Annotated in this window: 16 protein-coding genes; 1 reads left to right on the top strand and 15 read right to left on the bottom strand. The window is 66.1% G+C overall.

Annotation, left to right across the window (positions count from 1 at the left end; translation table 11 throughout):
- Positions 1-42: 42 nt before the first annotated feature.
- The 14 genes from ADJ79_RS08525 to ADJ79_RS14290 form a co-directional block, all read right to left on the bottom strand.
- Positions 43-2205: a TonB-dependent receptor gene (locus tag ADJ79_RS08525; RefSeq protein WP_050715597.1), complete on the bottom strand. Its 2163-nt coding sequence runs from the start codon at positions 2203-2205 to the stop codon at positions 43-45.
- A gap of 315 nt (positions 2206-2520) precedes the next feature.
- Positions 2521-4044: a cardiolipin synthase gene (cls, locus tag ADJ79_RS08520; RefSeq protein ID WP_050715596.1), complete on the bottom strand. Its 1524-nt coding sequence runs from the start codon at positions 4042-4044 to the stop codon at positions 2521-2523.
- 32 nt (positions 4045-4076) lie between these two features.
- Entirely contained in the window at positions 4077-4427 is a 351-nt protein-coding gene (locus ADJ79_RS08515; protein WP_050716522.1) for a VOC family protein, read from the bottom strand.
- A 100-nt stretch (positions 4428-4527) separates the two neighbouring features.
- Complete coding sequence (locus tag ADJ79_RS08510; protein ID WP_156304101.1) at positions 4528-4875, bottom strand: hypothetical protein; 348 nt, start codon at positions 4873-4875, stop codon at positions 4528-4530.
- A 631-nt stretch (positions 4876-5506) separates the two neighbouring features.
- On the bottom strand, positions 5507-6352 hold the full coding sequence (locus ADJ79_RS08505; protein WP_082203217.1) for a pseudouridine synthase: 846 nt from the start codon (positions 6350-6352) through the stop codon (positions 5507-5509).
- A 151-nt stretch (positions 6353-6503) separates the two neighbouring features.
- Complete coding sequence (tolA, locus tag ADJ79_RS08500) at positions 6504-7562, bottom strand: cell envelope integrity protein TolA (protein ID WP_050715593.1); 1059 nt, start codon at positions 7560-7562, stop codon at positions 6504-6506.
- Between the two features lie 38 nt (positions 7563-7600).
- Positions 7601-8032: an ExbD/TolR family protein gene (locus tag ADJ79_RS08495; RefSeq protein WP_050715592.1), complete on the bottom strand. Its 432-nt coding sequence runs from the start codon at positions 8030-8032 to the stop codon at positions 7601-7603.
- Positions 8033-8056: 24 nt separating this feature from the next.
- The gene (gene tolQ, locus ADJ79_RS08490) at positions 8057-8764 is read right to left on the bottom strand and encodes a protein TolQ (protein WP_050715591.1); all 708 of its coding nucleotides are present in this window, start codon (positions 8762-8764) and stop codon (positions 8057-8059) included.
- A gap of 33 nt (positions 8765-8797) precedes the next feature.
- The gene (locus ADJ79_RS08485; RefSeq protein ID WP_050715590.1) at positions 8798-9256 is read right to left on the bottom strand and encodes a YbgC/FadM family acyl-CoA thioesterase; all 459 of its coding nucleotides are present in this window, start codon (positions 9254-9256) and stop codon (positions 8798-8800) included.
- A complete protein-coding gene (locus tag ADJ79_RS08480; protein ID WP_050715589.1) occupies positions 9253-10440 on the bottom strand; it encodes a pyridoxal phosphate-dependent aminotransferase in 1188 nt (395 codons plus the stop codon). The genes ADJ79_RS08485 and ADJ79_RS08480 overlap by 4 nt, the downstream gene beginning before the upstream one ends.
- Positions 10437-11072 carry a transcription antitermination factor NusB gene (gene nusB / locus ADJ79_RS08475; protein WP_253273804.1) on the bottom strand — a complete coding sequence of 212 codons (636 nt, stop codon included), beginning with the start codon at positions 11070-11072 and terminating at the stop codon, positions 10437-10439. The genes ADJ79_RS08480 and nusB overlap by 4 nt, the downstream gene beginning before the upstream one ends.
- Positions 11069-11533 (bottom strand): 6,7-dimethyl-8-ribityllumazine synthase, encoded by a 465-nt coding sequence (ribH, locus tag ADJ79_RS08470; RefSeq protein ID WP_050715588.1) that lies wholly within the window; start codon positions 11531-11533, stop codon positions 11069-11071. The genes nusB and ribH overlap by 4 nt, the downstream gene beginning before the upstream one ends.
- Before the next feature lie 69 nt (positions 11534-11602).
- Positions 11603-12808, bottom strand: coding sequence for a bifunctional 3,4-dihydroxy-2-butanone-4-phosphate synthase/GTP cyclohydrolase II (gene ribBA / locus ADJ79_RS08465; protein ID WP_082203216.1), 1206 nt, complete (start codon positions 12806-12808; stop codon positions 11603-11605).
- Positions 12809-12919: 111 nt separating this feature from the next.
- Entirely contained in the window at positions 12920-13240 is a 321-nt protein-coding gene (locus ADJ79_RS14290) for a hypothetical protein (RefSeq protein WP_156304100.1), read from the bottom strand.
- Between the two features lie 287 nt (positions 13241-13527).
- On the opposite strand from ADJ79_RS14290, the gene ADJ79_RS08460 reads away from it, so the two are divergent.
- Entirely contained in the window at positions 13528-13950 is a 423-nt protein-coding gene (locus ADJ79_RS08460) for an OsmC family protein (protein ID WP_050715587.1), read from the top strand.
- A 49-nt stretch (positions 13951-13999) separates the two neighbouring features.
- Here ADJ79_RS08460 and recA read toward each other — a convergent pair whose 3' ends face one another.
- Positions 14000-15136, bottom strand: coding sequence for a recombinase RecA (recA, locus tag ADJ79_RS08455; RefSeq protein ID WP_050715586.1), 1137 nt, complete (start codon positions 15134-15136; stop codon positions 14000-14002).
- Positions 15137-15451 lie beyond the last annotated feature (315 nt).

Here is a 15451-nt window from a genome sequence, read left to right as displayed (position 1 = left end):
GCGCTGGGCGCTGGTTTCCGGTGCGCGGACTTGAACAGGCGCTCAAAAGAAATACACCGCGCCCACGCCCGCGCTGCGCCCGCGCGCGGACATGCCGCCTTGCAGGCCGCCGCCCATGTAGTAGCCGTAGAGGTCGTAGCGGGCATTCAGCAAGTTGTCGGCCCACAGATAAACCTCGACGGCGCCGCTGCTCACGCCCACGCGCAAGTCCAGCTTGCGGTAGCTGCCCAGATCAAAGCTGTTTTCCACGTTGGCGGCGCGCCGGCCCATGTGGCGCAGCGTCAGGCGTGCGTTGAGCGCGGGCGAGCGCAAGCCCCAGAAGGCCGTCAGCTGGCGCTGCCATTGCAGACCCAGCAGGGCCGATAGGCGCGGCACGTCGGGCAAGCGGTAACCATTGCGCACCACGCCGATGGGGGTGGTGACGTCGCCGCTGGCGATGCGCGCGCGCAGCCAGGTCAGGCCGCCGCTGGCCGTCAGCCCCGCGCCCAGCCGCCAGTGGGCCTGCGCTTCCAGGCCTTGGCTGCGGGTATCGACATTGACCATGCGCGTCAGCCGCGTGGCGGGGTTGAAGGCGGCCATGCGGTCGTCTTTGATGCGGTTGTGAAAGAGCGCAGCGTCCAGCCGCAGGCGGCCATCGGCGGATTCGTGTTTGAGGCCCGCTTCCACGCTGTCCACCCGGCCGGGGCGGTAGTAGCTGCCGTCGCCCGCGCCGTCGGAAAAGTCGGAGCCTGAAAAGCCGCCCGATTTGTGCCCGCGCGCCCAGGTGAGGTAAACGCGGGTTTGCGGCGATAGCGCCCAGCCCAGCCCCGCGCGGCCCGTGGTGTAGCGCTCGCGCACGCTGCCGCTGGCCACGCCCGCCGGGGTGCTTTGCGTGCTTTGGTAATGCTTGCGCTCGCGCGTGTGGCGCAGGCCCGCCGTCAGGCTCAGGCCGCTGGCGCCCACAGGCCAGGTGGTTTCGCCATACAGCGCATCGGCATCCACCGAGAAGCTGCGTCCGTCCAGGTTGCGGCTGTCGCGGCGCAGCGCGTTGGCCCCGGCCACCCAGAAGACGCGGCTGCCAAGGCGCGATGACAGACGCAAGTCCTGATTCCACGAGTCGCCCTTGTAGCCCAGCACCTGCGGCATGTCCATGTCCACGCCCATGTACAGGCGCATCATTTCCCGCCCGGTCATGTTGATGTTGAAGCCTTTGTTGCGCTCGTGGCTGGTGACGGAGGTCAGCTGCGCGCCGGAAAAGTCGTGCTGCACTTGCAGCGTGTAAAGGCCGGTGCGGGTGAAGTTGCCGTCCAGCGGATGGGCGCTGGTCAGTTCCTGATCGCTGTAGCGGCCCGTGCCGTGGCGCAAGCGCAGCGCGTTCTGGTAGCGGCCCGATTCGTGGTGCGAGGCGCGCAGCAGCACTTCGGTGGCCGCCTGCGGCTGCCACAGCAAGCTGGCGCGCAGCGCCTCATCGCGCGGGCGCGACACGGGGCGGCCCGTGAGCGTGTTGCGGTACCAGTAATCCTGCCCGCTGTGGCGCAGCGCCAGGCGCGCAGCGGCCTGCTGGCCCAGCGGCGCGTTCAGCACGCCTTCGGCCAGATGCTGGCGGCTGCTGCCCGCCTCGCCGCGCGCGCTGCCCTCCCAGCGCCCCAGCTGCGGCTTGCGGGTGCGGATGTTGATGGCCCCCGCCGTGCTGTTGCGGCCAAAGAGCGTGCCTTGCGGCCCCTTGAGCACTTCCACCTGCTCCACATCCAGCGTGCCCGGCCCCACGTTGCCCACGCTCACGGGCGCGCCGTCCATGTTCACGATGACCGAGTTGTCGTCGCTGCTGCCCTGGTAGAGCGAGCCGACGCCGCGTATGCGCACGTTGGCGTTTTCCACCCCGCCCCAGGAATTGACTTCCACGCCCGGCGTGCCGCGCAGCACGTCTTCCAGGCTGGTCAGGCGGCGTTCCTCCAGCTGCGCCTCATCCAGCACATTCACCGTAAAGGGCAGCTCCTGCACTTTCTCGCGCACCTGCCGCGCCTGCACCGTCACGGCGGGCAGCGTGGGGGCTTCATCACCTTTTGCGCCGCGCGCCCGGGCCTCTCGCGCCTGGGCTTCGTTTTGCTGCGCCAGCGCGGGCAAGGCCGTCAGCGCCGCCAGAACCAGACACGCCGCAGATACAGGCGAAAGGAGCGAAAAGGACGAAAACCGCAAGGCGCGCGAAAGCAAGGCTGCTTGTTTCATGTGAATTTGTCTCCTCAAGTGAAATGAAATGCAAGCAATTCTCATGTGAGGAGACGGTTCCAGGCGGGAATTCTCATTCCGCGCGGGAATTTATGGCCTGCCCTGCCGCGTGGCTGCTGCACTCATGAGTGCGTATTCGCGCAAACCGCCAGAAAAATTAAAAAAGAGAGCAAATCTAAATAGGCGAAAAATGGCTTTTGCATCAGTTGAACTAAAACGTAATGCTACATATAAAGGAGCAAAATCAGATGACTGTCTAAACCCGCTTCTCCCCGGCTGCCTCTCACCCACGCCCTGCCTGCGCCTTGCAGGCTCCTACAGCACCCGCGAAAAGAGCCGGGCCGTGGCTTCCAGCAGGCGCTGGCTGAAAGAGAGCTGGCGGCGGGCGGGCACGCGCCGGCAGAGCGAGAGATCGCGCGTGAACATGGCGGCCAGCTCGGCGTTGAAGGCTTCGTCCAGCACCACGGCGGCGGCTTCAAAGTTGAGGCGGAAGCTGCGGTTGTCGAAATTGGCGCTGCCTACCATGCCGTAGCGGTCATCGACCAGCAGGGTTTTGGCATGGAACATGGCGGCGGTGTATTCAAAGATGAGCACGCCGGCGCGCTGCAATTCGTCAAAGTAGGAGCGCGCGGCGGCGCTGGTGAGCCGCGAGTCGCCGCAGGCGGGCACCATGAGCTTGACCTGCACGCCGCGCAGGGCGGCGCTGGTGAGCGCGAACAAGGTTTCTTCCGTCGGCACGAAGTAGGGCGTGGCCAGCCAGATGCGTTCGCGCGCCAGGCCAATGGCGTCCACCATCGCGCGCAGGATGGCTTCGCCGTCGGTGTCTGGCCCGCTGGCGACGATTTGCACGGGAACTTGCACGGGAACTTGCACGGGAATCTGCGCAGGCTGGCCGGACGGATCGGCCGCCAGGCGCGCCAGACCGGAAGGCGCGCCAAAAAGCGTGTCGCCGGAATGCGCCGAAGGGGTTTTGCCGCTGGCGTAGGCCCAGTCCTGCAAGAAAACGTACTGGAGCCAGCGCACGGCGGCGCCGCGCAGCTCCAAATGCGTGTCGCGCCAGGCCCGCTCGCCGCAGACGTTTTCGTTTTCTTCGTCGGTGATATTGACGCCGCCAATGAAGCCCACGCGCCCGTCGCACACCACGAGCTTGCGGTGGGTGCGCAGATTGACCAGCGGCCGGAAGCGGTCCAGCCGCGCGGGGTGAAACAGCGCCAGCTCGCCGCCTGCGGCCAGCAGCTCTTGCAGCGCCTGGCAGCGGCTGCGGCGGGCGTAGAGCGAAAACGAGCCTATGGCATCGACCAGCAGGCGCACGGCCACGCCTTCGCGCGCCTTGGCCGCCAGGGCGCGCAGCACGGTCTGGCCGGTTTCGTCGGGCCGGAAGATGTAGTACTCCAGATGAATGTGCGCGCGCGCTTGCCCAATGGCTTGCAGCAGCGCTTGCAGCGCCTGGCCGCCGCTGCCCAGCAGGCGCGCGCTGTGGCAGGCGGACATGGGCAGGCCGCAGCAGCGCTCGATCAGCCGCGCGTGCTGCAAGGCCCAGGCGGGCGGCTCGGCCTGCTGGCCGCGCAGCGCCTGCCAGTCGTGCTGCGAAAGCAGGCTGGCGCGGTAATGCCAGCGCTTGAGCCGCTGGCGCTGCACGCGCTGCGGGCCAAAGTAGGCATAAACGGCCAGGCCCACAACGGGCGTGAGGCTGAGCACCAGAATCCACGCCAGCGTGGCCACGGGCGGGCGCTTTTGCAGCACGATCCACGCGGCCAGCGCCAGCGCGTAGGCGGCCCAGACGCCGCCCAGCCACGATAGCCAGGAAACGCTTGCGAGGGGAAGAATGGGCCAGGGCAAGGCAGAAATGCGCCGCGCGCTTCGTATTGAAATTACTTATCTGACCACACCGCCAGTTCATTTCCGGCCGGATCGGTGAAATGAAAACGCCTGCCGCCGGGAAAAGCAAATATTTCCTGCGTGATGACGCCGCCCGCCTGGCGGACTTTGGCGCAGGCCGCTTCCAGATCGGCCGCGTAAATCACGGCCAGCGGCTTGCAAGGCGGGTGGTCGCACGTCATGCCGCTGCCAATGCCGCTGCCGGCGGTGTCCATGTAGTCATCGCCCCACGGCTGATACATCCAGCCAAACGCCTGGCCATAAAAAGCTCTGGCGGCATGCAGGCTTTCGCGGCTGGGCGCAGGAAATTCAATATAGGTAATGTGGCCCTCAGACGGTTTCATGCTGCTTTCCTGGTTTTCAAACAGATAGGCAAACAGGTATGCCGCCCGCATTTTCAGGCCGCCAGCGGCATGTGGCGGGGCGCGGAAAAACGGGACCGGGTCAGCGCTCCTCGCCCGCGTTTTCGCTTTTGCCTGCGTTGGCAGGCACGTCACGCCAGGCAATGTCCTGCACGGCGTCGGAGGGCGTGGCGGCTGGCTGGCTGCGGCTGCGCGGCCAGCGGGCGCTGCCGCCCCAGCGGCTCCAGCGTTGCTGCCAGAAGTCGGCGGGCGAAGCGCGCCGTCCGGCAAGCCACGCCGCCAGCAGGCTGACGATGACCACCACCGCCACCGCCAGCAGCAGCAAGATGGTCAGCGCCAGCGCCCCCAGCACGAACAGCGCGCGCAGCACGGCGGTCAGAAAGCGGCTGAACGGGTTGGAAGCGGAATCAGGAAAAGACGGGCGGGACATGGCATTCCTCATAAGAGCCTGTTTGCAATCGGTCCACGGGCGCGAAAAACGCGGCCCCGGACGGTCTGCGGCTTGCCGTCCTCCCCGGTCCGCCCTGCGCGGCCAAATGGCAAACGGATGGCAAACGGGTTTTTGGGGCAGATAGGGCGTGGCGCGGCAATTGCCAGGGGCGCGCATTGTCTTTGATGCAGGGCGCAGGCGGCGCTTGCGCCAGGCCGCTTCTATTTTTGAACCATGTCAAAGCGTTATGTGCCGCTCGCAACGACCATTCCACCTGCTCCGGTCATGGAGCGCTGGTCAGCGCAAGCTGGCCTGAACGCACACTGATGCTCCTGTCCCTGCTAGCCGCCCGCCATTTCATGGGGGTGCGGGCGATCTGGCGGCGGCTTCACCGCCTTTGCTGCAAAAGCTGCCGAAGCACAGCTTTTGCAGCAAAGGCGGATTTTTTTGCCCGCTGCGGGCTGTCTGCCGCCGGGCGCGTTGAAGCTGCGCGCAGCATGGGTTTGACCGCTTTGTTAGCTCCTTGTTTCATAGCAAGACGTCCTAGTGCATCCAGCGCGAAACAGGTTTTTCATGCCCTTGAATTTGCTCCTTTTTTAAGGGTCATCCAGCTCGGCTCCTGGCGGCGCGTTCAGAAGCGTTCATCTTCGGCCAGATAGCGCCACTGGCCTACGGGCAGCGCGCCCAGGCGCACCTGGCCGATGCGGATGCGCTTGAGGCCGACGACGCGCAGGCCCACCAGTTCGCACATGCGGCGGATTTGGCGTTTCTTGCCTTCGGTCAGCACAAAGCGCAGCTGCTCGGGGTTTTGCCAGTGCACTTGCGCGGGCTTGAGCGGCTGGCCATCCAGGCTCAGGCCGTGGCGCAGCAGGGCCAGGCGCTGCGGTGGAAAAGCGGCTTGCACGTTCTGCGTGACGGGGCCGAAGGCCACGCGCACCAGGTATTCCTTGTCCACGGGCGAGTCTTCGCCAATGATGCGGCGGGCCACGCGCCCGTCTTGCGTGAGCACGAGCAAGCCGGTGGAGTCAATGTCCAGCCGCCCGGCCGGGGCCAGGCCGCGCAGTTGCGCGGGCGCAAAGCGCAGGCGCACGGCGTCGCCCGCCCAGCGGCTGCGCGCGGCAATCAGGCTGGCGGCGGGCGGGTGGCCGTCTTCAGCCTGGCCGCTGACGTAGCCCACGGGCTTGTGCAGCAAGATGGTGACGCGGCTTGCTTGCTGCTGCCCTGCCGCGCGGCTGACGGTGATGCGGTCGCCAGCGGCGACTTTGGCGCCCATTGGCGCGGGCTGGCCATTGACCAGCACCCAGCCTTTGGCAATCCATTCGTCCGCCTCGCGGCGCGAGGCCAGGCCCAGCTCGGCCATGCGCTTGTTCAGCCGCACCAGAGCGCCGCGTTCGGCGGTCAGGCAGGCAGCGGGCATTGCAGGCGCGGGAGCGCGGCGAAGGCGGGAGGGCTGGGGAGCGGACGGGGCGGCGGACATGGCTGCGAGAGCGAAGGAAGGCGAAGAAATCAGCGGAGATCGGCGGGCTGTCTGATGGTGAGTCTGGCGGCGATGTCTGGCGGCGATGGGCCGCCGCGCCGGGCGCCAGCCGGCGCATGCGGCGGGCGGTGCGTTGCGGCCGCCGGGCCGCTCAGTCGTAGGGCCTGAAGACGATGGTGAACTGGGTGTGCACGCGCCCGTCCACGTCGCGCGGCATGGAGCCGGTTTTTTCGACGGCGCGGACGACGGCGCGGTCCCACGCGGGGTTGCCGCTGGCCTTGACCAGGCGGGCGCTGATGAGGGTGCCGTCGGGGGTGGTGCGCACTTCGACTTCAGCCACGGGGTTGCCGTTGATGTCGTCAGGAAAAACGATGTTGGGCTTGACGCGGGCTTTGACGCGGCCTGCGAAGCTGCCGGAAGGGCCGGCGTCGCGGTCGGCCTGGCCGTTGCCGCTGCCGCCGCTGGCGCGGCCTGTGCCGCTGCGGCCGGCATCTGCGCCATCGCTGCCGCTGCCCGCCAGGGCGTTCATGCGGCGCAGGGCTTCGGCGCGGCGGGCGGTTTCGGCTTTTTTGTCGGCTTCGGCTTGGCGGCGTTCTTCGGCGCGGCGCTCGCGGTCGAGTTTTTCTTTTTCCTGCTGAAGCTGTTTTTCGAGGCGCTCTTTCTCCTTCTGGCGCTCTTTTTCCTTTTCGGCGCGTTCTTTCTGCTGTTTTTCTTTTTCCTGGCGTTCTTTTTCCTGGCGTTCTTTTTCTTCGCGCAGCTTGTCCTGCCGTTCTTTTTCGGCGCGTTCCTTTTCCAGGCGCAGTTTTTCCTGGCGCTGCTGCTCGAGCTGGCGCTGGCGCTGCTGTTCTTTTTCTTTCTGCTCGCGGGCGATGTCGGCTTCGCGGGTGTCAGGCTGGGGAGCCGGGGGCCTGGGTTTGGGTTCAGGCGCAGGCTGCGGTTTGGGCTTGGGTTCTGGCGCGGGCTGGGGCCTGGGCTGCGGGGCGGTGCGCACGGCGCGGGGGGCGGCCTGCTGCACGCTGGCAGCCCAGATTTCGGCTTCGATGGCTTCGCTTTGCTCTTCGCTGCGCCGCCAGCTCATGCTGAGCAGCGCGAACACAAGCAGCAGCGCCACGTGTGCGCCAATGGCCCAGGGCAAGGCGGTGAGCAGGCTGGGTTCGGGCGGCGGGGCGAGTTCGGCCGGGTCTGCGGGGGCCGGGTTCATGTCGGGCATGGCGGGCCTTGCTTGGTAGCTGCCGAAAAGGGCGGGGCTTATTTCACGGAGAGCGCGATGCGCTGCACGCCCGCTTCGCGCAGGCGGCCCATGAGGCTCATGACTTGCTGGTAGGGCAGGTTCTTGTCGGCGGCCAGGAGCACGGGCATGTCGGGCTGGCCGGCCAGGGCCTGCTGCACGCTGGCGATGAGGGCGGCTTCGCTCTGGGCGGGCTGCAGAGGGGTGTCCTTGCCGCCGGTGCGGCCCGTGTTGTGGCTGTAGACGCCTTTGTCGTCAATGGCGACGATCATGTAGTTTTCAGGCGGGCGGGAGGATTTGCCAGCGGTGGGCACGTTGATGGCGCCAGGGGTGATGACGGTGGCGGTGACCATGAAGATGATGAGCAGCACCAGCATCACGTCAATGAAGGGAACCATGTTGATTTCATTGACGGAGCGGCGACCACGGCCACGGGAGGCGACGGCGGGCATGGGCGTTTCTCCTTGGGGCGGGCGTCAGATGCGCGCGGCGGCTGGGGAAGCAGGCGCCGGAGCGCCGAGGTTGCGCTGGAGGATGTTGGTGAATTCTTCGATGAAGGTTTCCTGCCGGGTGGCGAGGCGGTCGATGTCGCGCGCGAAGCGGTTGTAGGCCAGCACGGCGGGAATGGCGGTGAACAGGCCCAGCGCCGTGGCCACGAGCGCCTCGGCAATGCCGGGGGCGACGGTGGCGAGGGTGACTTGCTGCAAGCCGGCCAGGCCGGTGAAGGCGTGCATGATGCCCCAGACGGTGCCGAACAGGCCCACGTAAGGGCTGACCGAGCCTGCGGAGGCCAGCAGTGACAGGTGCGTTTCGGCGGCGTCCATCTCGCGCTGGAAGCTGGCGCGCATGGCGCGGCGCGCGCCGTCCAAAAGCGTGCCGGGGTCGGCGATGCGGCGTTCGCGCAGCTTTTGATACTCGCGCATGCCGCAGGCGAAGATGCGCTCCAGCGGGCCGATCTGGCCGGCGTTGCGGCTGGCGTTGTCGTACAAGTCGTTCAGGCTGGCGCCCGACCAGAAATCGCTCTCGAACTGGCTGTTTTGCCGCTGAATGGCGCGCAGCGCGGAGGCTTTGCGGATGATGGCGGCCCAGCTGGCCACGGAGACCAGCAGCAGCAGCAGCATGACGGCCTGCACGACGAAGCTGGCGTGCAAGATGAGCTGGAAGATGGAGAGTTCCTGGTTCATGGTTGGTTTGGCTGTGTGGTGAAAACGGAGCCTTCAGCCGCGCAGGCGCTCAAGCAGAAGGGGCGGAATGCGTTCGGGCCGCATGCCTTCGGCGCTGACCCAGGCCAGGCGGAACTGGCCAGTGACGAGCAGGCGGCCCGCGCGGGTTGCTTCGGGCGCATCAGGCGCATCGGTTTGCCCGCCTTGCAGCCAGATTTGCTGGCCGATGAGCAGCGAGGCCGCGCCCGCCTGCTCCAGAGCGGCGGTGACGGCGATGCGGTCATCCAGCCGCGCCGGATGCAGGTAGTTCACGCTGGCGCGGCTGACGACGAACATGCCGCCTTGCCGCTCGCTCAGACTGCGCTGGCCCAGGCCGCGCGCACGCAGCCATTCGGTGCGGGCACGCTCGAAAAAACGCAGGTAGTTGGCGTAATAGACGATACCGCCCGCATCGGTGTCTTCCCAGTAAATGCGGGCGGCGTAAATGAAGCTGGCGGGGGCGGGTGCGGTCATGCGAGCAGCGCTTTCATGCGGGCCACGGCTTCCTGCAACTGCGGCAGGGCGTTGGCGGTAGAAAAACGCACGCAGCGGGCCGTGCCGTTGGCGCCGAAATCGCGCCCGGGCGTGACGGCCAGGCGCGCGCGCTCCATCAGGGCGAAGGCGAAGTCCCAGCTGTTCATGCCCTCGCCGCCCAGGCGGCGGGCGGCTTCGGCGCAATCAGCCCAGGCGTAGAAAGCGCCGTCTGGCATGACGGGCACCTGCAGGCCCAGCGCGGTCAGCTGCGGCACGAACCAGTCGCGCCGCGCCTTGAATTCGGCGCGGCGGCGCTCGTATTCGGCCAGGCTTTCAGGCTCAAAGCAGGCCAGCGCGGCATGCTGCGCCACGGCGCTGGGGCAAATGAACAGGTGCTGCGCCAGCTGCTCCACCAGCTGCGCCATGCGCGGGGGCACCACCATCCAGCCCAGCCGCCAGCCCGTCATGCAGAAATATTTGCTGAAGCTGTTGATGCTGATGATGTCGGGCGACAGGCGCAGGGCGCTTTGGCCGTAGGCCGCGTCAAAGCTCAGGCCCAGGTAAATCTCGTCCACCAGCGTGAAGCCTTCCCGGCCTTGCACGGCGGCGTGCAGGCGCGCCAGTTCGTCGGCAGCAATCGAAGTGCCCGTGGGGTTGGAAGGCGAAGCCAGCAGCACGCCGCGCGTGCGCGCGCCCCAGGCGGCCTGCACGTGCTGCGCATCCAGCTGAAAGCGCGCCTGCGCCGAGGCGGGCAGCAGCACGGCCCGCGCGCCCGCGCTGGCGACAAACTGGCGGTTGCAGGGGTAGCAGGGGTCGGGCATCAGCACTTCGTCGCCCTCGTCCAGCAGGGCCAGGCAGGCCAGTTGCAGTGCGGCCGAAGCGCCTGCCGTCACGATGATGCGGCTGGCGGGCACGCTTACGCCAAAGCGGCTGGCGTACCAGCCGCTGATGCGCTCGCGCAGCTCGGGCAGGCCGCAGGCGTGGGTGTATTGCGTGCGCCCCTCGCGTATGGCGCGTTCGGCGGCTTCGCGCACCAGCGGCGGGGCGGTGAAATCAGGCTCGCCTATGTTCAGGCGGATCATGGGCGGCCCGCCTTGCGTCTGCATCGCGGCGGCGTGCTTGGCCATTTCCATCACGTAAAAAGGCTCGATGCGCTGCGCGCGCTGCGAGGGGCGAAAACTCATGGCCTGCTCTCGCCCTTGCTGGCCTTGCCTGCGGCGCGGTCGGCCTGCACCTCATGCGGGCGCAGGCGGGGCGCCATGCCGTTGAGCACGGCGTTCACGTATTTGTGCCCGTCGGTGCCGCCAAAGTCCTTGGCCAGCTCGATGTATTCGTTCAGCACCACGCGCCAGGGCACGTCGGGGCAGCGCAGGAATTCAAACGCGCCCATCCACATGCACGCATGCTCGATGGGCGACAGCTCGGCCAGCCTGCGGTCCAGCTGCGGCTCGATCAGCGCGTCCAGCTCCTGGCTTTGCTCGATGCAGCCGTGCAGGAGCGCGTCGTAATGGGCCGAGTCGCACTTGTGAAAGCCGGAAAGATCGCGCGTGAAGGCGTCAATCGCGCTGGCTTCGCCCTTGCCCACCAGAAATTGATACAGCCCCTGCAAGGCAAATTCACGCGCCCGCGAACGGGCCGACTTGATGGAGGATTTGCGTGTGCCGCCCGTGAGTTTGGGCGGCCTGGCGGTTCTCCGGGCTTTCGGGGCGTCGCCAGCGTCTGTGGCTGGGCCAGGCTGCGGCCCCAGGCCGGGAATGAACACTTCACCCGCGCCGCTGGCGCCATTGCCGCCATTCATGCCAAAGCCGCCGCTCATGCCCGCACCTTTTGCAGCAGGCGGGCCATTTCCACGGCCACGCGGGCGGCTTCGCGCCCCTTGTCCAGACGGGCGATGGCCTGCGCCTCGTCTTCGGTGGTGATGATGGCGTTGGCAATGGGCAGGCCGTGATCCAGCGACACGCGCGACACGCCCGCGCCCGATTCATTGGCCACCAGCTCAAAGTGGTAGGTCTCGCCGCGAATCACGCAGCCCAGCGCCACCAGCGCGTCAAACCGGCCCGTGGCCGCCAGCGCGTGCAGCGCCAGCGGCGCTTCCAGCGCGCCGGGCACCTGCACATGCGTGATGTCGGCGGCGGCCACGCCCAGCGCCGCCAGCTCTTGCAGGCAGCCTTGGGCCAGCGCCTGCGTGATACCGGCATTGAAACGCGCCTGCACGATGCCGATGACCAGGCCTGCGCCGTCCAGCTGGGGCGCCGCGCCGCGATTGGCTTCAAACATGAAAAAGCTCTTTCTCTTGTGAATCAGTTCAGTGGGATGAATAAGGCAGGAGCAGCCGACGCAGCGGCTTCAGCCTTGCGCCTGCGGCTCTTGCTGCGGTGAAAGATGCCCCGTCACCTCCAGCCCGAAGCCGCCGGCCATGCTCGGCAGGCGGCGCGGCATGCCCAGCAGCTGCATGCGGCGCACGCCCAGCTCGCGCAGGATTTGCGCGCCCACGCCGTAGCTGCGCAAATCCATGCGTCCGCGCTCGGGCGCATGGCTGGCGCGCGCCTTGCCCTCAAACTGCGCCAGCAGCTGCTCGGCGCTTTCGCCGCAATTGAGCAGCACGGCCACGCCGCGCCCGGTCTTGGCGATGAAGGCCAGGCTCGCATCCACGCTCCAGGAGTGCATGGCGCGGCCCGGCTCCAGCGCGTCCAGCACCGAAAGCGGCTCGTGCACGCGCACGGGCACTTCTTCATCGGGCTGCCACTGGCCTTTGGTCAGCGTCAGATGCAGTGCGCCGCTGGGCGTATCGCGCCACAGCTGCGCCGTGAACTCGCCATGCGCCGTCATCATGGGGCGCGCGGCCACGCGGCTCACCAGCGTTTCATTGCGGCTGCGGTACTCAATCAAATCGGCAATCGTGCCGATCTTCAACCCGTGCTGCGCGGCGAAAAGCTGCAAATCGGGCAGCCGCGCCATCGTGCCGTCGGCATTCATGATTTCGCAAATAACGGCAGCGGGCGTGCAGCCGGCCATGCGCGTCAGATCGCACCCGGCCTCGGTGTGCCCGGCGCGCATCAGCACGCCGCCTTGCACGGCCTGAATGGGAAACACGTGCCCCGGCTGCACCAGGTCTTGCGGCCTGGCCTGCCGCGCCACCGCCGTTTTGATGGTGCGCGCGCGGTCGGCGGCTGAAATGCCGGTGGTCACGCCCTCGGCCGCCTCGATGGAAGTGGTAAAGGCCGTGCCATAACGCGCGCCGTTGTGCTGGCTCATGGGCGACAGGCCCAGCTGCTGGCAGCGCTCTTGCGTGAGCGTCAGGCAAATCAGCCCGCGCGCGTGCGTGGCCATGAAGTTGATGGCCTCCGGCGTCACGAAATCGGCCGCCAGCACCAGATCGCCCTCGTTCTCGCGGTCTTCCTCGTCCACCAGAATCACCATGCGGCCGGCCTTGAGTTCCGCCACGATTTCATGCACTGGCGCAATACCCTGCGCCACAGGCTGCAAGCCTTGCCGGGCGGCAATTTCACGCGCGGCTGCGCTGGAAGCTGGAAGTGCGGAGATATCAGACATGACCGGGATTATTTCAATGAGCGGAATACGGCAAAAGCGCCGCGAAAAATGGTGAATTGTAGCGCCGCCCCTCTTTGCCTTCTTTGCGCCTTGCCATCCATGCCTTGTTTTTCAATCAGACGCAGGGCGGAACACAAAAGGCGCCGATTTGTTTTGCGGTGTTTTCAGGTCATTATCAAAAATCAGTCCGCCAATGCCGTTGATTTTCAAAATTTCCCGAAATTCATTTTCATGAAAACAAATGCGCAACCGGGCAAAAAGAACGCCGGGGTGTGGCAGCGAATCAGAATGCGTTGGCAAGGCGCGAGCCGCAGGCAAGCCTGATGAATCACACGCTGCCCGGCGAAGCGTTTGCAACACCCACGAGTGTCCGAGTCCGCACTTTTCGCCGCAGACAAGCAGCAAACAGGCGCTCAGGCTGGCTTCACCCATTCAAGAACATCAAAAAAGGAGCAAATCCAGGGGCATAAAAATGCCGTTCTGCGCTTTATGCACTAGGACGTCTAGCTATAAATAGAAGAGCTAATCAGTGGCGCCCTGATGCCCGGCCTGGATTCAGGCACTTGAGGCGGAAGGGCGGTTTGCTCTCCGCCAGCGCTCGGGAAACAGCCTGGCTCCGGCGCTGCCGGAAAATGCACCCGGGCCGCTCTCACACGCCGCTTTTTACGCGGGCGGCCCGCCGTTCGAATTGCACGAAACCATCTTGCCAGGAGACCAACATGAACCATCCTCACGCCGCTGTCGCCGTCACCCAGCTGCCGCAGCCTTACCGCGTTCAGCTGAATGACAACCTGGGCCACCAATGGCTGTCTGACGAGCCTGAAGACGCAGGCGGCCAGAACACGGCCACCACGCCTGACCGCATGCTGCTGGGCGCGCTGGGCGCCTGCACCGCCATCACCTTGCGCATGTACGCCCAGCGCAAAGGCTGGCCGCTGACCGGCGTGACGGTGGATTTGCAGCTCAATCCCCAAGGCAAGCCCGAGGCGGGCGCGGGCAATGACATCGCGCGCGTGATCCGGCTGGAGGGTGATCTGGATGCCGGACAGCGCGCCCGCCTGATGCAAATTGCCGATGCCTGCCCCGTTCACAAGCTGCTAACGGGCCAAGTGCGCGTCAGCACAACGGAAGCAGCGGCCTGAGAGGCTGTCCTTTGAACAGGTTTTCAGAGCCTGTTCCCATGGCAGCGCCTCATGGCTGCGGCGCAGCGGCTTCGCCCTCGCCGCCATCGGCAGCGGCTTTGCGGCCCTTGGCGGGCTTGGCATCAAGGCCATCGGGTGCAGCCACGGCCGCTGGCCGCGCGGCAATGCCCAGCGACTCGCGCACCTTGTTCTCGATTTCGCGCGCCAGCTCCGGGTTTTCGCGCAGGAAAGTGCGGGCGTTGTCGCGGCCCTGGCCGATTTTTTCACCCTGGTAGGCGTACCAGGCGCCGGACTTTTCCACCACCTTGGCTTCCACGCCCATGTCGATGATTTCGCCTTCGCGGCTGATGCCCTGGCCGTAGAGGATGTCGAACTGCGCCTGCTTGAAAGGCGGGCTGACTTTGTTTTTCACCACCTTCACGCGCGTTTCATTGCCAATCGGCTCCTCGCCCTTCTTGATGGAGCCGGTGCGGCGGATGTCCAGCCGCACCGAGGCGTAGAACTTCAGCGCGTTGCCGCCCGTGGTGGTTTCGGGGCTACCGAACATCACGCCAATCTTCATGCGAATCTGGTTGATGAAGATCACCGTGCAGTTGGTGCGGTTGATGCTGGCCGTGAGCTTGCGCAGCGCCTGGCTCATCAGCCGCGCTTGCAGGCCGGGCAGGCTGTCGCCCATGTCGCCCTCGATTTCAGCCTTGGGCACCAGCGCCGCCACCGAGTCCACAACCACCAGATCCACCGCGCCGGAGCGCACCAGCGAATCGACGATTTCCAGCGCCTGCTCGCCCGTGTCGGGCTGGCTGATGAGAATGTCCGAGAGTTTGACGCCCAGTTTTTCGGCGTAGCTGGTGTCCAGCGCGTGCTCGGCGTCGATGAAAGCGCAGGTGCCGCCGAGTTTTTGCATTTCGGCCACCACTTGCAGCGTGAGCGTGGTTTTGCCGCTGGATTCGGGGCCGAAGATTTCAATCACCCGCCCGCGCGGCAGCCCGCCCACGCCCAGCGCCACATCCAGCCCCAGCGAGCCGGTGGACACCACCTGGATGTCTTCCGCCTTCTCGCCCTCGCCCAGCCGCATGATCGCGCCCTTGCCAAACTGCTTTTCAATCTGTGCCAGCGCAGCTTGCAGCGCCTTGGCTTTTTCTTCAGCGGCATTGGCAGACGGCGCGTTCTTCGGGGCAGTGCTCATGTGTGTTCCTCGGTCAAAGTGTGAAGGCAAGGACTGTAGCAGGCGGCCTGCGCACGCATGCGGGGAGTGCGGGCTGGCCGCACCCGTCTAGGCCAGATCATGGGCAGGTTCTCAGACGGGCCGCGTGCATGGTTCCTGACGGAGGCGGCGCTGCTGGCAGGGATGATTGATTTCTGGCAAATGGTTTTGACGCGCAGCTAAATGAATTCACAAATATCAATTCATTTTCCGAGAAAATCAACCAATATCAAATCATGTTTTGCCTTTTATATTGCCGCCGCCTGATTGAAAATGGTTTAAGCGGTTATTATCCGC

Source organism: Ottowia sp. oral taxon 894, from assembly GCF_001262075.1.
Lineage (GTDB): Bacteria > Pseudomonadota > Gammaproteobacteria > Burkholderiales > Burkholderiaceae_C > Ottowia > Ottowia massiliensis.
This window is presented reverse-complemented; position numbering and strand designations above follow the sequence as displayed.

Bases quoted from the DNA above. Each gene is read 5' to 3' on its own strand.
- ADJ79_RS08480 (WP_050715589.1), bottom strand. From the start codon at position 10,440: ATGAGTTTTCGCCCCTCGCAGCGCGCGCAGCGCATCGAGCCTTTTTAC.
- ADJ79_RS08515 (WP_050716522.1), bottom strand. From the start codon at position 4,427: ATGAAACCGTCTGAGGGCCACATTACCTATATTGAATTTCCTGCGCCC.
- ADJ79_RS08485 (WP_050715590.1), bottom strand. From the start codon at position 9,256: ATGACCGCACCCGCCCCCGCCAGCTTCATTTACGCCGCCCGCATTTAC.
- ribBA (WP_082203216.1), bottom strand. From the start codon at position 12,808: ATGTCTGATATCTCCGCACTTCCAGCTTCCAGCGCAGCCGCGCGTGAA.
- ADJ79_RS08525 (WP_050715597.1), bottom strand. From the start codon at position 2,205: ATGAAACAAGCAGCCTTGCTTTCGCGCGCCTTGCGGTTTTCGTCCTTT.
- tolQ (WP_050715591.1), bottom strand. From the start codon at position 8,764: ATGAACCAGGAACTCTCCATCTTCCAGCTCATCTTGCACGCCAGCTTC.
- ADJ79_RS08495 (WP_050715592.1), bottom strand. From the start codon at position 8,032: ATGCCCGCCGTCGCCTCCCGTGGCCGTGGTCGCCGCTCCGTCAATGAA.
- ADJ79_RS08510 (WP_156304101.1), bottom strand. From the start codon at position 4,875: ATGTCCCGCCCGTCTTTTCCTGATTCCGCTTCCAACCCGTTCAGCCGC.
- ribH (WP_050715588.1), bottom strand. From the start codon at position 11,533: ATGTTTGAAGCCAATCGCGGCGCGGCGCCCCAGCTGGACGGCGCAGGC.
- ADJ79_RS08505 (WP_082203217.1), bottom strand. From the start codon at position 6,352: ATGTCCGCCGCCCCGTCCGCTCCCCAGCCCTCCCGCCTTCGCCGCGCT.
- nusB (WP_253273804.1), bottom strand. From the start codon at position 11,072: ATGAGCGGCGGCTTTGGCATGAATGGCGGCAATGGCGCCAGCGGCGCG.
- tolA (WP_050715593.1), bottom strand. From the start codon at position 7,562: ATGCCCGACATGAACCCGGCCCCCGCAGACCCGGCCGAACTCGCCCCG.
- ADJ79_RS14290 (WP_156304100.1), bottom strand. From the start codon at position 13,240: ATGGGTGAAGCCAGCCTGAGCGCCTGTTTGCTGCTTGTCTGCGGCGAA.
- recA (WP_050715586.1), bottom strand. From the start codon at position 15,136: ATGAGCACTGCCCCGAAGAACGCGCCGTCTGCCAATGCCGCTGAAGAA.
- ADJ79_RS08460 (WP_050715587.1), top strand. From the start codon at position 13,528: ATGAACCATCCTCACGCCGCTGTCGCCGTCACCCAGCTGCCGCAGCCT.